Annotated in this window: 20 protein-coding genes; 11 read left to right on the forward strand and 9 right to left on the reverse strand. The window is 70.2% G+C overall.

Annotated features, from left to right (window positions below):
- Position 1: 1 nt before the first annotated feature.
- From ACZ7CD_RS12110 to ACZ7CD_RS12125, 4 genes are all read right to left on the reverse strand, one after another.
- The gene (locus ACZ7CD_RS12110) at positions 2-1,081 is read right to left on the reverse strand and encodes a CaiB/BaiF CoA transferase family protein (protein WP_360390112.1); all 1,080 of its coding nucleotides are present in this window, start codon (positions 1,079-1,081) and stop codon (positions 2-4) included.
- Positions 1,078-2,202 (reverse strand): Glu/Leu/Phe/Val family dehydrogenase, encoded by a 1,125-nt coding sequence (locus ACZ7CD_RS12115; RefSeq protein WP_360390109.1) that lies wholly within the window; start codon positions 2,200-2,202, stop codon positions 1,078-1,080. Before ACZ7CD_RS12115 ends, ACZ7CD_RS12110 begins: the two co-directional genes overlap by 4 nt.
- A 25-nt stretch (positions 2,203-2,227) precedes the next feature.
- The gene (locus ACZ7CD_RS12120) at positions 2,228-3,397 is read right to left on the reverse strand and encodes an NAD(P)/FAD-dependent oxidoreductase (protein WP_470378879.1); all 1,170 of its coding nucleotides are present in this window, start codon (positions 3,395-3,397) and stop codon (positions 2,228-2,230) included.
- A 126-nt stretch (positions 3,398-3,523) separates the two neighbouring features.
- Positions 3,524-5,005: an aldehyde dehydrogenase family protein gene (locus ACZ7CD_RS12125; protein WP_470378880.1), complete on the reverse strand. Its 1,482-nt coding sequence runs from the start codon at positions 5,003-5,005 to the stop codon at positions 3,524-3,526.
- Between the two features lie 81 nt (positions 5,006-5,086).
- Between ACZ7CD_RS12125 and ACZ7CD_RS12130 the strand changes: the two genes are divergently transcribed.
- Positions 5,087-6,004 carry a LysR family transcriptional regulator gene (locus ACZ7CD_RS12130; protein ID WP_470378881.1) on the forward strand — a complete coding sequence of 306 codons (918 nt, stop codon included), beginning with the start codon at positions 5,087-5,089 and terminating at the stop codon, positions 6,002-6,004.
- Positions 6,005-6,038: 34 nt separating this feature from the next.
- On the forward strand, positions 6,039-6,566 hold the full coding sequence (locus ACZ7CD_RS12135; protein ID WP_360390097.1) for a PH domain-containing protein: 528 nt from the start codon (positions 6,039-6,041) through the stop codon (positions 6,564-6,566).
- Between the two features lie 8 nt (positions 6,567-6,574).
- Here ACZ7CD_RS12135 and ACZ7CD_RS12140 read toward each other — a convergent pair whose 3' ends face one another.
- From ACZ7CD_RS12140 to ACZ7CD_RS12150, 3 genes are read right to left on the reverse strand one after another with little or no spacing between them, the layout of a single operon-like run.
- A complete protein-coding gene (locus tag ACZ7CD_RS12140; RefSeq protein WP_470375680.1) occupies positions 6,575-7,060 on the reverse strand; it encodes a mycothiol transferase in 486 nt (161 codons plus the stop codon).
- Positions 7,061-7,115: 55 nt separating this feature from the next.
- Entirely contained in the window at positions 7,116-8,696 is a 1,581-nt protein-coding gene (locus ACZ7CD_RS12145) for a thiamine pyrophosphate-binding protein (protein ID WP_470378882.1), read from the reverse strand.
- Positions 8,697-8,755: 59 nt separating this feature from the next.
- On the reverse strand, positions 8,756-9,043 hold the full coding sequence (locus tag ACZ7CD_RS12150; protein WP_458430817.1) for a hypothetical protein: 288 nt from the start codon (positions 9,041-9,043) through the stop codon (positions 8,756-8,758).
- Positions 9,044-9,304: 261 nt separating this feature from the next.
- On the opposite strand from ACZ7CD_RS12150, the gene ACZ7CD_RS12155 reads away from it, so the two are divergent.
- Positions 9,305-10,123 (forward strand): hypothetical protein, encoded by an 819-nt coding sequence (locus tag ACZ7CD_RS12155; protein ID WP_470378883.1) that lies wholly within the window; start codon positions 9,305-9,307, stop codon positions 10,121-10,123.
- A gap of 42 nt (positions 10,124-10,165) precedes the next feature.
- Positions 10,166-10,777 (forward strand): ANTAR domain-containing response regulator, encoded by a 612-nt coding sequence (locus ACZ7CD_RS12160; protein ID WP_360390086.1) that lies wholly within the window; start codon positions 10,166-10,168, stop codon positions 10,775-10,777.
- Here the strand turns inward: ACZ7CD_RS12160 and ACZ7CD_RS12165 are convergent.
- A complete protein-coding gene (locus tag ACZ7CD_RS12165; protein ID WP_470378884.1) occupies positions 10,758-12,164 on the reverse strand; it encodes a hypothetical protein in 1,407 nt (468 codons plus the stop codon). The two genes, ACZ7CD_RS12160 and ACZ7CD_RS12165, sit on opposite strands and share 20 nt — an antisense overlap.
- A 450-nt stretch (positions 12,165-12,614) precedes the next feature.
- Between ACZ7CD_RS12165 and ACZ7CD_RS12170 the strand changes: the two genes are divergently transcribed.
- The 5 genes from ACZ7CD_RS12170 (at position 12,615) to ACZ7CD_RS12190 (ending at position 18,058) form a co-directional block, all read left to right on the forward strand.
- Entirely contained in the window at positions 12,615-13,841 is a 1,227-nt protein-coding gene (locus ACZ7CD_RS12170; RefSeq protein WP_360390081.1) for a branched-chain amino acid ABC transporter substrate-binding protein, read from the forward strand.
- Between the two features lie 77 nt (positions 13,842-13,918).
- Positions 13,919-14,833, forward strand: coding sequence for a branched-chain amino acid ABC transporter permease (locus ACZ7CD_RS12175; protein ID WP_360390078.1), 915 nt, complete (start codon positions 13,919-13,921; stop codon positions 14,831-14,833).
- The gene (locus ACZ7CD_RS12180) at positions 14,830-16,542 is read left to right on the forward strand and encodes a branched-chain amino acid ABC transporter permease (protein WP_360390075.1); all 1,713 of its coding nucleotides are present in this window, start codon (positions 14,830-14,832) and stop codon (positions 16,540-16,542) included. Before ACZ7CD_RS12175 ends, ACZ7CD_RS12180 begins: the two co-directional genes overlap by 4 nt.
- The gene (locus tag ACZ7CD_RS12185; RefSeq protein ID WP_360390072.1) at positions 16,539-17,345 is read left to right on the forward strand and encodes an ABC transporter ATP-binding protein; all 807 of its coding nucleotides are present in this window, start codon (positions 16,539-16,541) and stop codon (positions 17,343-17,345) included. The genes ACZ7CD_RS12180 and ACZ7CD_RS12185 overlap by 4 nt, the downstream gene beginning before the upstream one ends.
- On the forward strand, positions 17,342-18,058 hold the full coding sequence (locus ACZ7CD_RS12190; protein ID WP_360390069.1) for an ABC transporter ATP-binding protein: 717 nt from the start codon (positions 17,342-17,344) through the stop codon (positions 18,056-18,058). The genes ACZ7CD_RS12185 and ACZ7CD_RS12190 overlap by 4 nt, the downstream gene beginning before the upstream one ends.
- A 160-nt stretch (positions 18,059-18,218) precedes the next feature.
- On the opposite strand, the gene ACZ7CD_RS12195 is transcribed toward ACZ7CD_RS12190, so the two are convergent.
- A complete protein-coding gene (locus tag ACZ7CD_RS12195; protein ID WP_360391443.1) occupies positions 18,219-18,578 on the reverse strand; it encodes a hotdog fold thioesterase in 360 nt (119 codons plus the stop codon).
- Between the two features lie 153 nt (positions 18,579-18,731).
- On the opposite strand from ACZ7CD_RS12195, the gene polA reads away from it, so the two are divergent.
- Both polA and ACZ7CD_RS12205 read left to right on the forward strand, forming a co-directional pair.
- Positions 18,732-21,359 carry a DNA polymerase I gene (gene polA / locus ACZ7CD_RS12200; RefSeq protein WP_470370845.1) on the forward strand — a complete coding sequence of 876 codons (2,628 nt, stop codon included), beginning with the start codon at positions 18,732-18,734 and terminating at the stop codon, positions 21,357-21,359.
- A gap of 719 nt (positions 21,360-22,078) precedes the next feature.
- Positions 22,079-22,822 (forward strand): HalD/BesD family halogenase, encoded by a 744-nt coding sequence (locus ACZ7CD_RS12205; RefSeq protein WP_360390064.1) that lies wholly within the window; start codon positions 22,079-22,081, stop codon positions 22,820-22,822.
- Positions 22,823-22,841: the final 19 nt, after the last annotated feature.

Genomic DNA, 22,841 nt, shown 5'->3' on the forward strand with positions numbered 1-22,841 from the left:
TTCACGGCTCCAGCTTCGGCGGGCGCAGCCGGTAGCTCACCGGTGTGCGCGACAGGCGGATGGGGTTCGCGACGAGCGTCATGCCGTCGATCGTCGTGGTCGGAGCGAGGCCGAGCGACTCGGCCAGCGCGAACGCGTGCGCGATGTCGTTCACCGGCCCGCACGGAACGCCCAGGGGCGTCAAGGTCTCGAACCAGTGCCGCGCCGGCCGTTCCCGCAGCTGCCGCGCGAGGACCTCGAACAACGCGTCCACGTTCTCCACCCGGTCCGGGTTCGCCGCGAACCGCGGGTCGGTCGCCAGCTCCGGCACGTCGAGCACCGAGCACAACCGGCGGAACTGCCGGTCGTTGCCCACCGCGAGCGCGATTGGCTGGTCAGCCGTCGGGAACACCTCGTACGGCGCGATCGACGGGTGCCGGTTGCCCAGCGGCTCCGGGATCGCACCGGCCAGCGTGAAGCCCGCGCTCTGGTTCACCATGCTGGACAACAACACCGACAACAGGTTGAGTTCGACCCGCTGCCCCAGCCCGGTCTTCTCCCGGTGCCGCAACGCGGCCAGGATGCCCACGCAGGCGTGCAAGCCCGTCAGGACGTCGACCAGCGCCACACCGGTCTTCACCGGCGTGCCGTCACCGGTCACGCTCATCAACCCGCCGACGGCCTGCACGAGCAGGTCGTAGCCGGGCAGGTCGGCCCCCTTGCCGGAGCCGAACCCGGAGATCGAGCAGTACACGAGGTCGTCGCGGCCGAGCGACTCGTAGTCCAGTCCGAACCTCTTCATCGTGCCGGGCTTGAAGTTCTCCACCACGACGTCGGCGCGCGCGATCAGCTCGCGCGCCTGCTCCCGGCCCGCCGCGGTGCCCAGGTCGATCTGCACGGACGTCTTGTTCCGGTTGACGGACAGGAAGTACGTGGCCTCGTCGCCGTGGTGAGGCGGACCCCACGTGCGGGTCTCGTCGCCCCGGCCGGGCTGTTCGACCTTGACCACCTCGGCACCCAGGTCACCGAGCACCATGGTCGCGTAGGGCGCGGCCAGCACCCTGCTGAAGTCGGCGATCACCACCCCTTCGAGCGAGCTCATGCGACCCGCCCCCGCAGCCGCATCGCCGCGAGCACGCGTTCCTGAGCCACCTCTCTCGCTGCTGCATGTGTTGTCGTACCCCGGTTGCGCGCTTCGGCGAGCACGGTGGCCGCGTTCGCGCGCAGCTTCACCGACACCGCGTCGAGCACCACCGCGGGGTCGACGGGGAACGGCGAGTACCGCGCGTCCATCCCGAAGGCCGCCGCGACCACGCCGCCGGCGTTCGCGATGAAGTCCGGCACCACGGTGATCCCGCGCGCGGCCAGCACCTCCTGCGCCGCGGGGGAGGTGGGCAGGTTCGCCCCCTCGACCACGAGCGCGGTGTCGAGCTCCTTCGCGAGATCGGCGTCGACGACGTCCTGCACCGCCGCGGGCACCAGCACGTCGCACGGCACCCGCAGCTCGGCGCCGAGCGCCCGCAGGGCACCGCCGCCGTGTTCCTCCACCGCGAGATCGCCGCACTCCGCGCGCAGCCGCAACAACCGGTCGACGTCAAGACCTCCGGCGTCCACCAACGCGCCGTGAACTGAAGAGACGGCCACCACGATCGCGCCCAGCTCGGCGCACCGCTTCGCCGTCGCGGCACCCACCGCGCCGAAGCCCTGGATCGCGACCCGCTTGCCGCGCAGGGGCATCAGCTCGTCCGCCACCTCGGCCACACCGAACCCGGTGACGCCCAGCTCGTCGTACGGCAAGCCGCCGAGTTGAGCCGGTGCGCCCATCATAGCGCCGCGGTCCGACAGTTCGTCCTGGACGATCGCGGCGTCCCGTTCGGTGAGGCCCATGTCGAGGCCCAGCACGTACTCGCGCGGCACCTCGTTCGACAGCTTGCGCGCGAACGCCCGCAGCGCCGCCTCCTTGCCGGGGGAGGCGGGGTCGAACCGGATCCCCGCCTTGGCGCCACCGAAGAAGAGGTCGACCCCGGCCCACTTCCACGTCATCACCCTGGCCAGCCGCGCGATCTCCGCGACCGTCACGCCGGGGCTCATCCGCGTGCCGCCCTTGCCCATGCCGCGCGCGGTGTTGTCGATGACCAGCACGCCCTTCATGCCGGTGCGCCGGTCCGACACCGCGACGACCTTCTCGGGTCCCCACTCGTCCATGAGCTGGAGAACGTCCACCGCACTTCCCCCTCCCGGTCGGGCTTCACACGCAGTTGAGCTCCGGCCGCGCCTGGCCGGCCGTGAACCTGGAGGCGTCCAGGGCGGACACGTCGAGGAAGGGCTCCCGGCCCAGCACGAGGTCGCGCACGACCTCGCCGACCGCGGGTCCCTGCAGGAAACCGTGCCCGGAGAACCCGGTGGCGTAGAAGAAGCGGCCCGCGCCCTCCGCCTGGCCGATGAGCGCGTTGTGGTCCGGGGTCACCTCGTACAGCCCGGCCCACCCGGTGCGCACGCCGACGTCGAGCAGCCGCGGTGCCCGCCGGCCGATCGCCTCGGTGAGCCGCGGCAGCCACGCGTCGGACACCTCCAGCTTGAACCCCGGCGTCTCGTCCGGGTCGGACATGCCCAACAGCAGGCCGCGGCCCTCGCGGTGGAAGTAGAAGGTGCTGCCGAAGTCGATGGTGAAGGGAACCACCCGATCGAGTAACTCCGGCATGGGCCCGGTGAACACCACCTGCCGCCGCAGCGGGGAAACCGGCAGGTCGACGCCCACCATCTCGCCGATCGAGCGCGACCACGCACCGGCCGCGCAGACCACCGTCCGGGTGATGACGGTGCCGCGGCCGGTTTCGACCCGAAAAGTGTCGGACCCGGCCCCTACTATCGATTCCACGGCAGTTCCGGTGCAGAAACGGGCCCCCATCCGGCGGGCAGCGGTGGCATATCCCAGGACCACGGACTCGGGCGTGCAGTGTCCGTCTTCCGGCGAATAGGCCGCCGCCAGCAGACCGTCCGTTTCGACCAGCGGAGACAACCGCCGGGCTTCCTCGACCGACAGCATCCGGCTCGGCACGCCGAGGGAGTTCTGCAGGTCGACGTTGCGCTCGAACGCCGTCACGTGGTCAGCCGAGGAGAGGAGGAACAGGTAGCCGACCCGGTGGAGATCGATCTCCTGCCCGGGCCGCTGCGGAAAGCGCTGGAACGCTTCGAGAGACCGAGCACCGAGCCTGATGTTGAGCTCGTCGGAGAACTGGGCGCGCACCCCGCCTGCAGCCTTGCAGGTGGACCCGGAGCCCAGCTCGTCCCTCTCCACGACGACGACATCGCGGACGCCCGCTTCGGCGAGGTGGAAGGCAATGGACGTGCCGATCACCCCGCCACCGATGACGACGACCTCAGCCCGCGCAGGGAGCTCCACTGAGCCGGACGTCATGGCAGGCCTCCGATCTCGTGGCGCCACGGCGGTCCCGGGCGCGTCGGCCGGACCGAGCCGCAGGCCACCCGCTGCACCGGTGCAGCGGGAGCCGGGCTCACGACGGCACTCGGCGCCCCGCCACCGTCACAGCCGGAAGCCAAGGTCCGCCTCGATCTCGAGCGTGTCCATCTGCGCTTTCTGCAGCGTGCCCGAGTAGTCCCAGTTCATGGACTGCCACCGGGTGAACTGGTCGAGCACCCACACACCCGACTGCCGGGAGCCGTTGCCGCTCTTGCCGTTGCCGCCGAACGGCAGGTGCGCCTCGGCCCCGGACGTCGAGTTGTTGACGCTCACCATCCCGGCGGAGATGCCCGCGCGGAAGCGGAACGCCTTGTCCGGGTCCGTGGTGTAGATCGAGCACGACAGGCCGTAGCCCGGTGCGTTGCCGAGTTCGACGGCCTCGTCCAGCGACGAGTACGCCATCACGCCGACGATGGGGCCGAAGGTCTCCTGCAGGAACAGCTCGTCGTCCGCGCGGACGCCGGAGACGACCGCCGGGTGGTAGAAGAAGCCGCCCGTGCCCGTGAACCCACCACGAGGGTGGGAGGAGGTGATGCGACCGATCGGGCCGTGCACCACGTGGTGCTCACCGATCCAGCCGAGGTACTTCTCGTACGCCAGCGCGAACTTCTCGTCCAGCAGCGGTCCGTAGAGGACGTCGCCGGTCGGGTCGCCGACGACGGCGTCGGACACGGCCGCGGTGAAGCGGGCCAGGAACTCGTCGTACAGCGACTCGTGCACGATCGCCGTGCCGAGCGAGGTGCAGCGCTGGCCGGCGGAGCCGAAGCCGGCGAACAACGCGCCCTGCACGGCGAGGTCGAGGTCGGCGTCCTCGGTGACGACCATCGGGTTCTTGCCGCCGAGTTCGAGGCACGGCGTCTGGAGGTGGCGGCCGCAGAGCTCGCCGATGCGCACACCGACCTCGGTGGAGCCGGTGAAGCCGACCTTGTCGACGAGGCCCTGCTGCAGGGCCCGTTCCAGGCCGGTGAACGTCTCCGCGCCCTCGGCGAACACGACCTCGAACACGCCCGAGGGGAGGCCGGCTGCCTGGAACAGGTCGTAGAAGGCCTGGGCGGAGGCGGCGGAGTACTCGGCGGGCTTCCACACGACTGAGTTGCCGCACAGCAGCGCGGGCACGACGTACCAGGACGGGACCGCCACGGGGAAGTTGCCCGCGGTGATCACGGCGGCCACCCCGACCGGGTTGCGGAAGGTGAAGAGCTGCTTGTCGGGCATCTCCGACGGGACGGTCTGCCCGTAGAGGCGGCGGCCCTCGCCCACGAAGAAGTCGCAGGTGTCCACGATCTCCCGCACCTCGCCGCGGGCCTCGCCGATCGGCTTGCCGATCTCGCGGGTCACGAGCTGGGCGAGCTTCTCGGCGTTGGCCTCCACCAGGCGGCCGATGTTGCCGATGACCTGACCGCGCACGGGGGCGGGCACCCGAGCCCACTCGCGCTGCGCCGCCTTCGCGCGTCCCGCGGCGTCGATGAAGGTCGCGCTGGTCCCGAGCTCGATCTCGATGACCACGTCGGAGGTGTTCGACGGGTTCGTGGAGACGTAGGCCATGCCTCCACCCTGGTAGCTGCCCGGCGAGAACACCAGAGGCGGCAGAGCGAAACCTCGCGTTGTCGAGCATAAGCTGGCCTGGTGCTCAACCCGGTGCATCTCCGCACGCTCGTCGAGGTCGTGAGGACCGGTTCGTTCGCCGAGGCGGCCCGCCGCCTGGGCTACACGTCGTCGGCGGTGTCCCAGCAGGTCTCGGCGTTCGAGCGGGCGGTCGGCGTGACGCTGTTCGAACGCGAGGCGCACTCGATCCGGCCCGCGTCGGCCGCGCTGCTCATCGCCGACCGGGGTGCGGAGCTGCTGGCCGCGTTCGACGGGTTCGAGCACGAGGTGAAGGCGGTGGTGCAGGGCCTGCGCGGGCGGCTGCGGATCGGCACGTTCCCCACGGCGTCGTCGCGCGTCGTACCGAGGGCGCTCGCCCGGCTCACGGCCGAGCTGCCCGGTGCCGAGATCCGGCTGGACGAGGGCGAGCCGGAGTACGTGCTGCCGCTGGTGCTGACCGGGGAGCTCGACCTGGCGCTGGTCTACGCCTACGACCTCGTTCCCCGGACGTGGCCGGAGGAGCTGACGGTGCGGCCGATGCTGGACGAGGCGCTGCTGGTGATGGTGCCGGAGCACCACCCCGCGGCGCGGGTCACCGTGCGGCTGGAGGACCTGCGGGACGAGCGCTGGATCGCGTCACGGGACGGCACGTCCGGGGCCACCTGCCTGACCCGGCTGTGCGCCGCGGCCGGGTTCGCACCGCGGATCGCGTTCCGCAGCAACGACTACGAGGTGGTGCAGTCGCTCGTCGCGGCGGGCGTCGGCGTCGCCCTCGTGCCGGCGCTCGGCCACAAGGCGCTCAGCGGCACGCACGCGATGCCGTTGCGCGGCAAGCCGTTGCGGCGGCACGTGCACGTCGTGCACCGGACGGCGAACACCAACCCGTTGCTGCACGACGCGGTCAACGCCCTGCACCAGGCCTGCGAGGACGCCGTGGGCGACCACGTCGGCCTGCCGTGACCGGGAGAACGGGGAGTCGGCGACAATGCGTCGGGTGAAGGCGAGAGCAGTGCTGCGCAGGAGGTCCGACAGCGCGGTCGGCTGGTCCCTGGCCATCGGTGGGACCGGCGGCACGGCCTACGTCCTGCTGCACCCGCTCCCCGGTGCCGGGTTCGCGCAGCAGACGGAGCTCGTCGCGGTGATGGCGCCGCTGATCTGGTTCTGCTGGATGGTCTTCGCGCACCCGGCGGTGCGCGTCCACGAGTCCGGGGTGCGGGTCGTCAACTGGTTCCGCTCCTACTGGGTGCCGTGGACGGCGCTGCGCGAGGTCGAGGTGACCCGCGAGGTCGTCCTGGTGCTCACGACGGGGGAGCGGGTCGACGTGACCGCGGGGGCGTTCTCGCTCGCGAGCGCACTGGGCGGCAGCCGGGTGCAGCACCGGATGCGCGAGGAGATCGAGCGGCACCGCCCGGCCGTGCCGCCCGCGGGTGAGGTGCCCGGCAGGCGGCTCGACCTCTGTCCGTGGCACTTCCTGGGGCTGGTCGCCCTGCTGCTGGTCGTGGCCTGGGCCGGCGTTTCCTGATCGCGCCCCTACTCGCCCGTCTGACCGTCGGCGAGCTCGCGCAGCAGGTCGAGGTGACCGACGTGGCGTGCGGTCTCCTGGGCCACGTGGGCGAGGATCCAGCGCACCGTGCGCTTGCCGTCCGCCGCGACAGCGTCCGCGCCGCGGTCCCGGAGGGCTTCGGCGTTGGCCCACTCCGCGCGGTAGGCGGCGATGAGCGTCTCCGGCGTGTCGGCCGGGTCGAGGTCCCACGACGGGTCGGGGTCGCCCTCCCACAGCGACGGCAGGCCGAGGCCCGCGCCCGCGATGCAGAGCCAGTAGCGCTCGACGGCGACGAGGTGCTTGAGAACGCCGAGCGCGGTCAGCTTCGGCGAGGTGGCGATCGGGGCGGCGGCCGCCTGCTCGCGGGTCAGGCCGTCGACCTTCAGGACGGCCGTCCTGCGCAGGAAGTCGAGGAACTGCCAGGCGAGCACACCTTCGTCGGTCGCGAGGTTCTCGGGCCAGGTTCGGGTCACGGCAGGAGTCTGCCAGCCGACTGCTCGGCGGGCTCCCGGTCGATCGCGAACATGATCAGCCGGTGGTTGTGCGGTACCAGCGCGGAGAGGTGTTGACCGGAGGTTGCAGCCTGGCGTTGACCACGACCACGTTCGGGCCCTCGGCCGTCAGCGCCTCGGCAAGGCCGCCGAACCCGTCGAGCGTGACCGCCGGGATGCCGAAGCTTTCGGCCAGCTTCGCGAAGTCAGGGCGGGTGAGGTCGACGCCGGTGACCGCGTGGCCGGCGATCTGCTGGTCGTAGCGCAACATGCCGTACCCGCCGTCGTCCACGACCACGACGGTCAACGGCAGCCCTTCCTGCCGCACCGTCGCGAGGTCGCCGCACGCGAACAGGAACCCGCCGTCGCCCACGACCGCGATGGTGCGCCCGTGCACCGCCGCGCCGATGGCAGCGGGGAAGCCGAACCCGAGCGTGCCCCAGCCGACCGGGTAGGCGAGCCCGCGCGGCCTGCGGACGTGGTGGAACCCGCCGAGCCAGTAGCCGGGGATGCACATGTCGGCGACGATCGTGGCGTCCACGCCCGCCATCGCGTCCAGGAACACCGCCGCCTCCGGCGAGTCCGCGCGCACGAACTCCCGCACCGCCGCGTTGACCCGTTCGACGTCCACGGCGGCCTTCTTGACCGGGACCGCTTCGGCGAGCGCCGCGGTCACGTGTCGCGCGTCGCCGAGCAACGCCACGTCGGCCGGGTAGTTCTTCGACAGCTCGGCCTCGTCGATGTTGATCGACAGCAGGGCGCGTGGCTTGGGCTGCGACCAGTTCTGCGTCATCATGCCGTCGAAGTCGGTGCCGATGGCGACCACGAGGTCCGCCTCGTCCCACAGCGCGCCGACCACCGGTGCGTGCACCGGTCCGCGCACGACGAGCGGGTGGTCGCTGATGCCGCGCGCGCCGTAGGTGGTGATGATCGGTGCGTTCAGCCTGTCGTTCACCGCGCTGATCGCCGCCCCGGCCCCGGACCGCGCCGCACCGCCGCCCACCCACAGCAGCGGCCGTTCGGCCTTCCCGACCAGCTCCACCGCCTCGGACAGGTCCGGAACCGGCGGCTGCTCGCCGGTGGCAGACCTGACACCCCACTCCACTTCCGCGGTCAGGAAGTCCGTCGGCACCCCGAGGTACACCGGCCCCTGCGCGCCTTCGAGAGCGGTGCGCACCGCCCGGTCGACGTACGCGGGCAGCTCGTCCGCCGCCGGCACGTCGAACGCCGCCTTGGTCACCGGGCCGAACAACGCCCGCTGGTCCCGCGTCTCGTGCAGCACCCCGCGGTACACGCCGGGCCGCCGCACCGCGCTGGAGATGTCCGTCGCGATGACCAGCACCGGACTGCCCGACGCCATCGCCTCGCCCGTCGCACCGAGCGTGTTCGCCGCCCCCGGCCCCGTCGTCACCACCGCGACACCGAGCCGCCCGGTCGCCCGCGCGTACCCGTCCGCCGCGTACACGGCCGTCTGCTCGTGCCGCACGCCGATCATCCTGACGCCGGACGCCGCAAGCGCTTCCCACACCGCCAGGTTGTGCACACCGGGCAGGCCGAAGACCACCTCGACGTCGTGCGCGGCCACCATCGCCAGCAGGCTCTCGGCACCATTGGGCATGCGCTCGACGCTAAGGGGCGCTTATCGCACCGGCAACGGTCGTGCAGCAGGTCTGGTGCTCAGGACCACCTGTTCGATGCCTCTTCGACGGACCCGCGCCCGCCGGGCGTCGTCACGACCGGCGAGGGGGCCGTGCGCACCTGCCGAAGATCGGGTGGCGGGGCGTCCGGTGCACGACGAGGGCTGGTCTTCCTGTTCGCCGGCTGCGGGTCAGGGGCCCGGACGGCGGCGCCACCGCCCACCACGTCGTCCACATCGGACGAACCGGCCCGCGGAGTTCCAGGCGCGGTGGTGGACCAGTCCTCGACCACGAACCCGGTGACCGACACGTCCGGGCGGTTCTGCATGCGCGACCAGCGCGCCGCGGCTCACCGTCGACGTGCGGTACCGGTTGATCGTCGGCGCGGACAGAAAATCGGGTGCGCAGATCCGGTACCGTGGTCGGTGGCGTCGAGCAGACGTGGGGCTGGAGCCGCTCTCCCGGCAGTGGAGCGGAGTCCGTCGCAGAGTTCAGCAACTCCTGCTCACGAACTGCGCACTGACCACGTAGACGCGTGCACATGCGTCCTTGTCGGCCGAGCCGGGCGGCGGAAACGAGGACTGCTGCCATGGCACGTCTGTCCACCACGGACCAGCTCGCCGACCTGCGGCGCACCTATACGGGCGAGAACCTCTCGCAGGCCGTTCCCGCCGTGCGCGACGGGGCGCCGTTGCCCGACGCGACCACCGCGGCCCAGCAGCAGCTGGAGGCCAAGGTGCTGCTCGCCGGCTGCACGGCGGCGAGCATCGTCCAGCTCATGCCCCCGGCGAGCATCACGACGCCCACCCACGCGTTCCGCGCGGTGGAGCCGGGGGAGGCGGTCCGGCTGCACCTCGCGCCGCGCGTGCTGGGGCCGTTGCTGTTCGAGCTGCTGCCGCGCACCGAGGGCGGCTACGGCATGGGTGTCGCGGGGCTCGTCCACCGGCAGCACCGGCGCTCCGCCGAGCTCACCACAGGGGAGGCGTCGGTGGTCCTCGCCGGTGTCGACCAGGCGGTGTGGGACCAGGGCATGCGGTACGTGCGGTGGATGCACGAGTTCCGCGGCGTCGAGTACGCAGACGGCGGCGGGCTCGACGAGGAGGTCGCGGAAGGAGCCACTGGGAGCGCTCTCCTGCGCCGGGTGCACCTGTGGCACGACGCGTGCTGGCTCCGTGCGCTTCCGCTGGGCGACGGCTGGTTCGTCGAGTGGCCGGGCGGTCCTTCCGAGGCCGGCGTCCGGGAGAAGCTCGCCCACCCGCGGTTCGGCACGGCGCACGAGGTCGTGCTGCAGCGCAGCGAGGCGCCGGCCGAGGACGTCGACCGGCGCATGCGCACCTACCCGTGGCCGGAGGAGTTCGTGTCTGCCGTCACGGCTGATGAGCCCGATCAGCGCCACGGGCGCCGGTAGACTGCCCTTTCGCCCGCAGGAACGATCGTCAGGAGGACCCCGGTGACCCAGCAGGCTGCCGAGGCCCAGTCCGAAGCCACGCGCAAGGCCCCGCGCGTGCTCGTCGCCGAGGACGAGGCGCTCATCCGCCTCGACCTCGTGGAGATGCTGCGCGAGGAGGGCTACGACGTGGCCGGTGAGGCCGCGGATGGTGAAGAGGCGATCAAACTCGCGACCGAGCTCGACCCCGACCTGGTGATCCTGGACGTCAAGATGCCCAAGGTCGACGGGATCGAGGCCGCGCAGCACATCGCGGGCAACCGGATCGCGCCGGTCGTGATCCTCACCGCGTTCAGCCAGCGCGAGCTGGTCGAGCGCGCCCGTGACGCGGGTGCGATGGCGTACCTGGTCAAGCCGTTCGCGAAGCGGGACCTGGTGCCCGCGATCGAGCTGGCGATCAGCCGGTTCAACGAGCTCGCGGCACTGGAGCAGGAGGTCGCCGGTCTGACCGAGCGGCTGGAGACCCGCAAGGTCGTGGAACGGGCCAAGGGCATCCTCATGACCAAGCAGGGTCTGAGCGAGCCGGAGGCGTTCCGGTGGGTGCAGCGCACCGCCATGGACCGCCGCACCACGATGAAGGCCGTGGCCGAGGCCGTCATCGAGAACTTCGGCTGAGCTCCAGCCAGACCGAGTCCGCCTGCCGTCCCGGATCCTCGGGGCGCAGGCGGACTTCGACGTCGTGGCCGCCCTTGAGCGCGAGGAGCAGCTCGTGCCGGCCGCCGACGCCACCGGGCGTGGCGACCGTGGCCGCGTGGTGCCGATCGACGTACACCTCGAAGCCCGCCACGGGAGCCACTGACGGTGTGGCGCTGCCGTCGAGGGTGACCACGAGCGTTGCCTCGTTCGGGGTCACAGCGGCGAACTCAGCGGTCATCACGGGCACAGCGGGTGGCAGGGGTCCGGGGGCGTTCGGCAGCCGCGCCCGCGTCTCGCCCGGCACCTCCAGGTAGCTCTCCAGCACCTGCGCCTGCGACGCGCCCGGCATCCGCAGCACGAACGGCGACAGCGCCCCGGTCTCGGGTCCGAGCAGCTCGGCCGGGACGTCACCGGCCACGGTGACCTCGGAGTCCTGCGCCGCCGACCAGCCCTCGGTCTGCGGCCGCAACGGGATTCGCGCCGTTCCGAGCTGCGCCACCAGGCCGTTCACGTCACCGCCGTCGCCCAGCCGGACCGTGGCGCGCAGCCGGGCGGAAGGCGCGTTCCGCAACGGTGTGCGCGCCACGCCGATGCCCGGCGCCTCCTCCTCCGGCTCCAGCACGCGCAACGTGCCCGCCACGACGGGCGTCTCGACGACCTCGGTGACCGGCCGCGGTCCGCCGGAGATCCCGACGGTGTCGACCTCCACCCGTCCCGGCCGTCCCGGCGGCGCGGTCACGCCGACCAGCACGGTCGCCTGCCGCCACGCGGGCACCGCGGCCGAGCGGGAGATCTCCGCGCCGTCCTGCAGCACGCGCACGCCGTCACGGGTCAGCACCACCTCGAACCGGTGCAGCACGCCCGCGCCGCGCGTGCCGGCGACTGAGTCGTCCACCACCACGCGGATCGCGCCGGCCGGGGGAGTGGGTCCGGCCAGGTCGGGCGTGCCCGGCACGAGGTCCACCACGAGCTTGCCGCGGGGACCCGCCGCCGACGTCACCACCGCGACACGCCCGAGCTCGCCGGCGTCTTCGAGCACCAGCGGTGACCGCGCCCGCAGGACCGCCGTGCCCTCGCCGCACGGCATGTCGACCACGAGCCGGCCCGAGCCCAGCGAGGGGTTCACGCAGCCGCGCTGGCCGCTGAGGTGGAAGTGCCGCTCCACCCGCGGGTCGTCGAACTCCTCCAGGAACCCGGACACCCGCTGCCGCCACGCCCCGTCGTCCCCCGCGCGTTCCTCGGCGCGGACCGGCGCCGACCGCCGGCCGTGCGCGTCGACCGCCCGCACCTCCGGTGTGCCACCGCCGGCGACCTCGGGTGACGCGACCAGCCTGCCCGACACCTCGTAGCCCGCGGCGCCCGCCACGGGAGACCATTGCACCCGCCCGTCGTTGCTCCAGACGGAGGACGGTGCCGAAATCGAGCCTGAACGGGGCGGTGGCTTGACATAGTCGGCCGTGTAGCTCGTCAGCTGCACAGGTTCCGAGCTGGGGTTTTGCGGGTCCGGGCCGGGGTCGCGCAGCACCAGGACCGCCGAGGTCAGCACCCCGGCGGCAGCGATGACTGCGACCAAACGACGACGCGGAGTCATACGCCCAGGCTATGGCAGCAGTCCAAAGAGTGAACGAAGGTTACTGACGGTGACTTTCCTTAAACAAAACATAACGCCGAGTTGCGTTATGGTCACGAGCCCATTGGCGTTGATGACTGGGGTCACAATCAGCGCCTAGGGTCCGGCCATCCCTCAGCAGAGGGGCGTGGAGCGGTGCGCGGAGATCTCGCCATCGCAGTGAGCACGGATAGAGGAGGGACTCACGTGCGTAAGCACCTTGTGAAGTCCGCAGCGATCGTCGGCGCCACGCTGCTCGTCGTCGCGGCCTGTGGCACGAATGACAAGACCGAAGCGGGCGGCACCGGGGGCAGCTGCGACACGTCGAAGGGCACGCTGACCGTCGGCGTTGTCGCTCCGCTGTCCGGAAACCTGTCGGCGCTCGGCATCGGCATCAAGCAGTCCGCTGAGCTCGCCGTGGACGAGGCCAACAAGAAGTGCACCGTCAAGGGCTACAAGCTCCAGGTGTCGGCCCAGGACGACGAGGCGAACCCGGCCAAGGGCGCCCAGGCGGCCACCAAGCTGTCGACCGACCCGAACGTCGTCGGCGTCGTCGGCACGCTGAACTCGTCGGTCGCCCAGACGGTGCAGCCGATCCTGCGCGACAAGAAGATCCCGCAGGTGTCGCCCGCGAACACCAACCCGTCGCTGACCAGGGGCAACGACTTCCTGACGGCGCCGAAGCGGCAGTTCGACAACTACTTCCGCGTCTGCGCGACCGACGACCTGCAGGGCCCGTTCGCGGCCAACTACATGGTCGAGAAGGCCGGCAAGAAGAAGATCGCGATCATCACGGACGGCAAGACCTACGGCAAGGGTCTGGCGGACGAGTTCGCGAAGCAGGTCGCCAAGAAGGGCGGCACGATCGTCGGCACCGAGACCGTCGGTGAGAAGGACACGGACTTCTCCGGCGTCGTGTCGAAGATCAAGGGCCTCGCGCCCGAGGCCGTCTACTACGGCGGTGAGTACCCGGCCGCCGGTCCGCTGTCCAAGCAGATGAAGGACAACGGCCTGAACGTCCCGCTCATGGGCGGCGACGGCATCTACGACCAGAAGTTCATCGACCTCGGCGGCAAGGAGGGCGACCTCGCCACCTCCGTCGGTGCGCCGACCGAGTCGCTGGAGACCGCCAAGGCCTTCGTGACCGCGTACAAGGAGAAGTTCGGCAAGGAGGACTTCGCCGCCTACGGTGCGTTCTCCTACGACGCCGCGAACGCGATCATCGGTGGTCTGGCCAAGACCGTCGAGGGCGGCGAGTGGGGCGACGCCAAGCGCGACGCCATGCTGACCAACGTCGGTGCCTACAGCGGTTCCGGCGCCACCGGTGAGGTCAAGTTCGACCAGTACGGCGACAGCACCAACAAGGTCCTGACCGTCTACCAGGTCACCGGCACCAAGTGGGATGACGTGCAGACCGGCGAGTACACGGGCTGACCGACTGCTGATCGTTAAATGAAGCTGCGGCGGGGGCGGGCGAAGTTTGCTCGCCCCCGCCGTCTACGGAGGTAGTCGTGTCAGTCCTGCTCCAACAGCTGGCGAACGGGGTCGTGCAGGGCGCTTTGATCGCCCTGATCGCCCTCGGGTACACGATGGTGTACGGCATCATCCAGCTGATCAACTTCGCCCACGGTGAAGTCTTCATGGTGTCCTCGTACGGAGGACTCGCCACGTTCACGCTTCTTCCTGACGACCTCAAGAAGTCGCCTGCCGTGGCTCTGCCGCTGATGTTCCTGGGCGGCATCCTCGTCGCGGTCGTCGTGGCCGTGGTCATGGAACGCTTCGCCTACCGGCCGCTGCGCAACGCGCCCCGGCTCGCGCCGCTCATCACGGCGCTCGGCGTCTCGGTGTTCCTCCAGGAGGCCGTGCGCGTCTGGTACCCCGACGCCACGTCCAACCTGCCCTACCCGAAGGTCTTCCCGACGGGAAGCCTCGCCCTCGGCCCCATCAGCGTGCCGTGGACCGGCGTGCTGCTCGTGGTGCTGTCGGTCGGTCTGTCGATCCTGCTGCAGACCTACATCAACCGGTCGCGGATGGGCCGTGCGATGCGGGCCACCGCGCAGGACCCCGACACCGCGAAGCTGATGGGCATCAACCCCGACCGCGTGATCGTGCTGACGTTCGTGTTCGGTGCCGTGCTCGCCGGTGTCGCCGGCGTCATGTTCGGCGGATACCTGAACAACATCAACATCGACATGGGCTTCCAGAACGGCATCTTCGCCTTCACGGCGGCCGTGCTGGGCGGCGTCGGCAGCATCCGCGGTGCGGTCATCGGCGCGTTCATCATCGGTCTGATCAAGACCCTGGCCGGCCAGTACATGCCGGGCGGTACCCAGTACGACTACGTCTGGATCTTCGTCGTGCTGATCCTCGTGCTCGTCTTCCGCCCGCAGGGTCTGTTCGGCGAGCCGGAAAGGGTGCGCGCATGACCACGACCGCTGCTGAGAAGCGCTCCGCTCTCGCGCCACTGGGCAAGCCGTTCGCGGCCGTCGGCGGCGTGCTGTCGATCGTCGCGGCCATGCTGCCGTGGGTCACGTTCCCGCTCAACGACGGGAACTGGCCGGACAAGTCGACGCTGTCGTTCTTCGACGCGCCGTTCGCGCTCACCGGCTTCCGCTGGCACATGCTGGTGCTCGGTGTGCTCGTGCTCGTCGCCGCCTTCGCGCCGACCCCGTCCAAGGGCCGCGTCGTGCGCGCTCTGGGCTGGGGCGTCCTGTCGGTGGCCGCCATCAACGGCATCTACCTCGTCGTCAAGGGCGGCGGGTTCGGTGCCATCACCGCGTACAAGGACGTAGTGGCGTTCGGCAGCATCGCCGGCGTCGTCGCCGGTGTGCTGGTGATCCTCGCCGGCTACGGCATCGGCATCGAGCCGCCCGGCAACTGGCGGATCAAGCTCAGCACGCCGGTGGCGTACCTGGTGCTGCTGGTGTCGTTCGGCGCGGTGCTCTACGCCGTCTCCGCGATGCTGACCACCGGCGGTGTCGGTGCCGGCAACCCGTACGCGGGCGCCATCTTCCTGTCGTTCCTCGGCTTCGCCGGCGGACTGCTGGCGGCGCTCAACGGCATCGGCTACACCAAGTGGATCTCGCACCTGTCCGAGGAACACCGCGTGTTCAGCGTGATCGTGCTCCTGGCGTGCGCGCTGCTGCTGCCGTTCACCGACGCCGGCAACGAGTACTGGATGACGGTCGCGGCGAACATCGGCATCTACGCCGCCACCGCGATCGGCCTGAACATCGTCGTCGGCCTCGCCGGTCTGCTCGACCTCGGGTACGTGGCGTTCATGGGCATCGGCGCGCTCGTCGCGGCGAACTTCTCCGGTGCCGCCGCCGCGAACTTCGGCATCGACCTGCCGTTCCCGGTGGCCGCGGTCATCGCGGCGGTCGTGGCCGGCATCTTCGGCGCCATCGTCGGTTCGCCGACGCTGCGCGTGCGCGGTGACTACCTGGCGATCGTGACGCTGGCGTTCGGTGAGATCTTCACCCGCTCCGCGCAGAACAACATCGGCGGCATGACCAACGGCTCCAACGCCATCCCGGGCGTCCCGCAGCTGTCGCTGTTCGGCACTGAGTTCAACAAGCAGCTGACCCTCGGCTCGGTGAAGCTGCCGGCCGGTGTCCTCTACTACGTGCTCATCGTGCTGCTGGTCGCGGCGACGATGACGGTGTTCGCGAACCTCAAGTTCAGCCGCATCGGCCGTGCCTGGATCGCGATCCGCGAGGACGAGGACGCGGCCCGCGCGATGGGCATCCGCACCGGCAAGATGAAGATCCTCGCGTTCCTCATCGGCGCCATGCTGGCCGGTCTCGCGGGTGCGGTGTTCGCGCACAAGAACGGCACCGTGTCCTACGAGTCGTTCAAGTTCCTCGAGTCGATCACGCTGCTCGCGGCGGTCATCCTCGGCGGCATGGGCTCGATCCCCGGCGCCGTGCTCGGTGCCGCGCTGCTGTTCGTGCTGCCCGAGAAGCTGCGCGACTTCGAGGACTACCGCCTGATGATCTTCGGCCTCGCGCTGGTGCTCATCATGCGGTTCCGCCCGCAGGGCCTGATCCCCGACGCGCACCGGCGCGCGGAGCTGGCCGATGAGAACGTCGACGGCACCCACGTCGACGAGCTGCCGAAGGAGGCGAAGGCGTGACGCCGGTGTTGGAGGCGCGTGACGTCTCGATGGTCTTCGGTGGCCTCAAGGCGCTGAAGAACGTGACGTTGTCGCTCGACGAAGGCAAGATCGTCGGCCTGATCGGCCCGAACGGCGCGGGGAAGACCACGTTCTTCAACTGCCTCACGGGTCTGTACACGCCGACCACCGGCCAGGTGCTGCTCAAGGGCAACGTCCTGCCCGGCGACCCGGCCAAGGTGACCGACGCGGGTCTCGCCCGCACGTTCCAGAACATCCGGCTGTTCCCCAGCATGACCGTGCTGGAGAACGTCATGGTGGGCAGGCACGTGCGGATGAAGCAGGGTCCGCTGGCGTCGCTGTTCCACGGCCCGGCCTACCACCGCGGCGAGAAGGCGGCCCGCGAGCGCTCCCGCGAGCTGCTCGAGTTCGTCGGCCTGCGCGGACCGGACGACGAGCTCGCGCGCAACCTCCCGTACGGCGACCAGCGCCGTCTTGAGATCGCGCGCGCGTTGGCCACCGACCCGTCGGTGCTGCTGCTCGACGAGCCCACCGCGGGCATGAACCCGCAGGAGACGGAAGCGACGCAGCAGCTGATCTTCCGCATCCGCGAGACGGGTGTGTCCGTGGTCGTCATCGAGCACGACATCAAGTTCATCTTCGGGCTGTGCGACTCGGTCTCCGTGCTCGTGCAGGGCGAGCTGCTCGTCGAGGGCAGCCCCGAGGTCGTGCGCGCTGACCCGCGGGTCATCGAGGCCTACCTCGGCAAGCCGCCGGAGGAAGTCGAGCACGACATCGAGGCCGCGAAGGGGGAGCAGGCATGAGCCCGCTGCTCGAAGTCCGCAACCTCTCGGTCGCCTACGGCGCGATCGAGGCCGTCCGCGACATCTCGTTCACCGTCGAGGCCGGTCAGATCGTGTCGCTGATCGGCTCGAACGGTGCGGGCAAGACCACGACCCTGCGCACCATCTCGGGTCTGCTGCGCCCGGTGTCCGGCGAGATCCTGTTCCAGGGCAAGCCGATCCACAGCGAGCCGGCCCACGCCATCCTCGGCATGGGCATCTCGCACTCACCGGAGGGCAGGCGGCTCTTCCCGCGGATGACCGTGGAGGAGAACCTCCAGCTCGGCGCCTACGTCCGCAAGGACGACGGCGTGCAGGCCGACATGGACCGGGTCTACGAGCTGTTCCCCGTCCTGGGCGAGCGCCGGCACAACAAGGCCGGCCTCTTCTCCGGCGGTGAGCAGCAGATGCTCGCCATCGGCCGCGCGATGATGTCCAAGCCGCGCCTGCTCATGCTCGACGAGCCCTCCATGGGCCTCTCGCCGATCATGACCCAGCGCATCTTCGACACCATCAAGGAGCTGCAGTCGCTCGGCACCACCATCCTCCTGGTGGAGCAGAACGCACTGGCCGCCCTCGCGTTGTCGCACCACGGCTACGTGATCGACCTCGGCCGGACCACGCTGAACGGTCCCGGGCACCAGCTGCTGGCCGACCAGCGGGTGCGCGACGCGTACCTGGGCGAGTCGCACTGAGCCGGTAGCACGGCGAACGGGGCGGAGGAACCTTCCTCCGCCCCGTTTCGCTGTTCAGCCCGGCCGTGGTCCACGTTCGGGCGTGACGAGTCGAAAGCGCAGGTGGCTCCCGGCCAGCGCCGCATCCACTGTGGACACCGGGTGGGACCTGCCCCGGTGCTCAGGCCCCCGGTGCCTTGGGGCGGATGATGCACGTGAGGCGCGCGGTGCAGGTCCGCTTGCCCTCCTCGTCGGAGATGGCGATCTCGAACGTCGCCGTGGACCGTCCCAGGTGGAGCGGGCGGCACACGCCCGTCACGATCCCCTCGCGCGCCGCGCGGTGGTGCGTGCAGGACAGCTCCAGCCCGAGGGCGATGGAGCCGAACGACGCCGCGTGCATGGTGGCCGCGACCGAGCCCAGCAGCTCGGCGAGCACCGCGTTCGCGCCGCCGTGCAACAGCCCGAACGGCTGGCGGTTGCCCTTGACCGGCATGGTGCCGACCATCTCCTGGACATCCCATCGGGTGATTTCTATGCCCATGCGGGTGTGCAACTGCTCGTCTGCGTACTCGGTGGGCAGGTCGCCGATCACGTGCGCTCCAGGGCTCAAGCGAAACTGTCAGACCACCACCCTAGACTCGGGCTCGTGACTCCCTCAGACGTGAAGCGGCTCCTGCTCATCGACGGTCACTCGATGGCCTATCGAGCGTTCTACGCCCTGCCCGCCGAGAACTTCCGGACGGCCACCGGGCAGGTCACGAACGCCGTGTACGGGTTCACGTCCATGCTCATCAACATCCTGCGCGACGAGCAGCCCACGCACGTGGCGGTGGCGTTCGACGTCTCCCGCAAGACGTTCCGCTCCGAGCAGTACCCCGAGTACAAGGCCGGTCGCTCCAAGACGCCGGACGAGTTCCGCAGCCAGGTCTCGCTGATCGGCGAGGTCCTCGACGCGCTCCAGATCTGCAAGATGGAGAAGGAGGGCTTCGAGGCCGACGACGTCATCGCCACGCTGACCACGCAGGCGGTGGAGCAGGGCTTCGAGGTGGAGATCGTCACCGGCGACCGGGACGCGTTCCAGCTCGTCAACGACAAGGTGACGGTGCTGTACCCGGTCAAGGGCGTGTCCGAGATGGGCCGGTTCACCCCGGCCTACGTCGAGGAGAAGCACGGCGTGAAGCCCGAGCAGTACGCCGACTACGCGGCGGTGCGCGGCGACTCGTCGGACAACCTGCCGAACACGCCCGGAGTGGGCCCCAAGACGATCATCAAGCTGCTCAACCAGTTCGGCGGGCTCGACGGGCTGGTCGACCGCGTGGACGAGGTGCCGGGCAAGGTCGGCGAGGCGCTGCGCGGCAACCTGAGCAACATCATCATGAACCGCCAGCTCACCGAGCTGGTGCGCGACCTGGAACTGCCGTACCAGATCGACGGTCTGGCGGTGAGGCAGTGGGACCGCGACGCGGTGCACCGGCTGTTCGACGAGCTGGAGTTCCGCGTCCTGCGCGACCGGCTGTTCCAGACCCTGTCGACCGCGGAGCCCGAGGCCGAGGAGGGCTTCGAGGTCTCCGGCGGCGCGATCCCGGCCGGCACGCTGGCCACATGGCTCGACGAGCACGCCCGTGGCGCCCGCGTCGGCGTGGCGCTGCGGATCTCGGGCCAGGACGTCGAGGGCGTCGCCCTGTGCACCGCCTCCGGTGAGGGCGGCTACGTCGCCGTCGAAGGCCTCGACGAGGCCGACGAGCAGGCGCTCGCCGCGTGGCTGGCGGACGAGGGCGTCACCAAGGCGGGCCACGACCTGAAGCTGCCACTGCGCCGGGTCCGCGCCCGCGGCTGGAAGCTGCGCGGCCTGACCTCGGACACGGCGCTCGCGGCGTACCTGGTGCGTCCCGGCCAGCGCTCGTTCGCCCTCGACGACCTGGCGCTGCGCTACCTCAAGCGCGAGCTGCGGGCCGAGGAGTCCGGTGACGGCCAGCTGTCGCTGCTGTCGGACGAGTCGGAGGAGGCCGCCAAGGTCGCCACCGGCGCGATCCTGCGCGCCCGCGCCGTGGCCGAGCTCGCCGACCGCCTCGACGCCGAGCTGGTGACGATCGGCGGCGCCGACCTGCTGGCGAACCTCGAGCTGCCGCTGATGAACGTGCTGGACGAGGTCGAGGCCGTCGGCATCGCGATCGACGTCGACCACCTGTCCGAGCTGGAGGCGCACTTCGCGGCCGGCGTGAAGCAGGCGGCGCAGGACGCGTACTCGGTGATCGGCAAGGAGATCAACCTCGGCAGCCCCAAGCAGCTGCAGGCGGTCCTCTTCGACGAGCTGAACATGCCGAAGACGAAGAAGACCAAGACCGGCTACACCACGGACGCCGACGCGCTGCAGAACCTGTTCGAGCAGACCGAGCACCCGTTCCTGCAGCACCTGCTGTCGCACCGCGACGTCACCCGACTCAAGTCCACTGTGGACGGCCTGCTGAAGTCGGTGGCCGACGACGGCCGCATCCACACGACGTTCCACCAGACGATCGCGGCGACCGGCCGGCTGTCCTCGACGGACCCGAACCTGCAGAACATCCCGATCCGCACCGACGAGGGCCGCCGCATCCGGCAGGCGTTCGTCGTCGGCGAGGGCTATGCCGAGCTGATGACCGCCGACTACAGCCAGATCGAGATGCGGATCATGGCGACGCTGTCCGGCGACGAGGGCCTGATCGCGGCCTTCAACTCCGGCGAGGACCTGCACACCTACGTTGCCTCGCAGGCGTTCTCGATCCCCACCTCCGAGGTGACCGGCGAGATGCGCCGCCGCATCAAGGCCATGTCGTACGGCCTCGCCTACGGCCTGTCCGTCTTCGGCCTGTCGCAGCAGCTGCGCATTCCCACCGAAGAGGCCCGCGAGCAGATGGAGGCGTACTTCTCCCGCTTCGGCGGCGTGCGCGACTACCTCAACGAGATCGTGGAGAAGGCCCGCAAGGACGGCTACACCGAGACCGTGCTGGGCCGCCGCCGCTACCTGCCCGACCTCAACTCGGACAACCGCCAGCGCCGCGAGATGGCCGAGCGCATGGCGCTGAACGCCCCGATCCAGGGCAGCGCCGCGGACATCATCAAGGTCGCGATGCTCGGTGTCTTCCGCGCCCTGGAGTCCTCCGGCCTGCGTTCCCGCATGCTGCTCCAGGTCCACGACGAACTGGTGCTGGAGATCGCCGACGGCGAGCGCGAGGCGGTCGAGGCCCTGGTCCGCGACCAGATGGGCAACGCTTACCAGCTCCAGGTGCCGCTGGAGGTCTCGGTGGGCGTCGGCCGTTCGTGGGACGACGCGGCGCACTAGCGCGACCGATCCGTTCCGCCGCACTGGAAAACTTGCCGTAGAACCTGAACTCTTCCCCTCAATTTGTTGCTCGTCAACGAGTTGAGGGGAAGAGTTCGGCTGTGGCCCCGCTCCCACGCCAGTCGGTGGGAACGCTCCAATGGTGTGTCCGCGCACGTCCGGCCCGCTCATGGCGTACCGAGTCGGCCTTGACATCGGCACCGCGCGCGTAGACCGCGGTCATCGGCCGTGATGCCACCACCCGCGCCCGCCGGCCGGTCAGCCACCGGGCAGGGTGGCCCTGGCGCACCGGCGTCCTGTTCGTGCCGGGGCCGCACGAGGCCGGACAACTCGAACCCGATGTGGTTGAACCGCCGCCGACGTGGGTAGCCCCGGTGCGCGAAGAGGACCGGCCCCGCAGGCGGATCGGCGTTGCGCCGTTCGCCGCCGCCGGGTTGGTCGCGCTCGCAGCGGTCGGAGGGTGCACGGCCCACGAGGTGACGCGGGAACCACCGCGTGTCGTGGCCGAGGGCGCCGAGGTCCCGCCGCCCGGAACGGCACCGCCGCCCGCGCTGCAGCCATAACGGACGTTGATCCCGCCCATTCCGGCATCGAACCACCCCGGTTAACCGCCGTTGACACCGGCTGAACAAAACCAGCAGGCTGTCGGGGCGTCACATTAGGGGCCGATTTCAGTGGGGGATTTTTTCGGCTGCAAACGACCGACCGGGGAGACGGAATTGTCCATCGTCACTTCACTGGATTCGTCCATCGAGGAGCACGTTCACCGCGAGGTGGACAACGAGCAGCTGTGGGCTTCGCGCAAGTCGTTCTACGAAACGGGCTTCGCGCTCGTGTCCTACCTGTTGCCGGCCGACGTGAAAGCCATGGTGGCCGCAGAGGTGAACGACCTGCTCGCCGAGCAGTCGATCCGCAGGGACCTGCACCTCGCGGAGACCAGCAACAGCCCGCGGTACATGCGCAACGTCACGGCGGCCGACATCCGGGCCCACGCGGGTGCGACCGTCGACCTCTACAGCAGCCCCGCCTTCATCAGGGCGCTGAGCAACGTCGCAGGTGAGCAGGTTCTGGAGTGCCCGTACGAGCCGGAGCACTACGTCATCACCCACCTCGAGCGCCCTGGGGACACGCACGGGTGGCACTGGGACGACTACAGCTTCGGGGTCATCTACGTGGTGGACTGCCCGGACGTCGAGTTCGGCGGGTTCGTGCAGACGGTGCCCGGTACGTCCTGGGACAAGAAGAACCCGCAGGTCTTCAAGCAGCTGGTGAACAACCCCATCTATTCGTACGAGCTGCGGCCCGGCGACATCTACCTGCTGCGCACCGACACCACGTTGCACCGCGTGCACCCGGTCGAGGAAGGCGCCACGCGCACGATCATCAACATGGCTTACGCGGCCGAGCGGGATCTGAGCAAGGAAATCTCGCACGAAACCATGGAAGACCTTTTCCGCGTCTGAAATAAAGTATGAGGAGCGT

Source organism: Lentzea sp. NPDC036949 (genome assembly GCF_055608075.1).

What these genes read in the sequence shown, in the direction of transcription:
- ACZ7CD_RS12110 (WP_360390112.1), bottom strand. Translation starts at nt 1,081, where the DNA reads ATGAGCTCGCTCGAAGGGGTGGTGATCGCCGACTTCAGCAGGGTGCTG.
- ACZ7CD_RS12120 (WP_470378879.1), bottom strand. Translation starts at nt 3,397, where the DNA reads ATGACGTCCGGCTCAGTGGAGCTCCCTGCGCGGGCTGAGGTCGTCGTC.
- ACZ7CD_RS12125 (WP_470378880.1), bottom strand. Translation starts at nt 5,005, where the DNA reads ATGGCCTACGTCTCCACGAACCCGTCGAACACCTCCGACGTGGTCATC.
- ACZ7CD_RS12145 (WP_470378882.1), bottom strand. Translation starts at nt 8,696, where the DNA reads ATGCCCAATGGTGCCGAGAGCCTGCTGGCGATGGTGGCCGCGCACGAC.
- ACZ7CD_RS12150 (WP_458430817.1), bottom strand. Translation starts at nt 9,043, where the DNA reads ATGCAGAACCGCCCGGACGTGTCGGTCACCGGGTTCGTGGTCGAGGAC.
- ACZ7CD_RS12155 (WP_470378883.1), top strand. Translation starts at nt 9,305, where the DNA reads ATGGCACGTCTGTCCACCACGGACCAGCTCGCCGACCTGCGGCGCACC.
- ACZ7CD_RS12180 (WP_360390075.1), top strand. Translation starts at nt 14,830, where the DNA reads ATGACCACGACCGCTGCTGAGAAGCGCTCCGCTCTCGCGCCACTGGGC.
- ACZ7CD_RS12190 (WP_360390069.1), top strand. Translation starts at nt 17,342, where the DNA reads ATGAGCCCGCTGCTCGAAGTCCGCAACCTCTCGGTCGCCTACGGCGCG.
- ACZ7CD_RS12195 (WP_360391443.1), bottom strand. Translation starts at nt 18,578, where the DNA reads ATGGGCATAGAAATCACCCGATGGGATGTCCAGGAGATGGTCGGCACC.
- polA (WP_470370845.1), top strand. Translation starts at nt 18,732, where the DNA reads ATGGCCTATCGAGCGTTCTACGCCCTGCCCGCCGAGAACTTCCGGACG.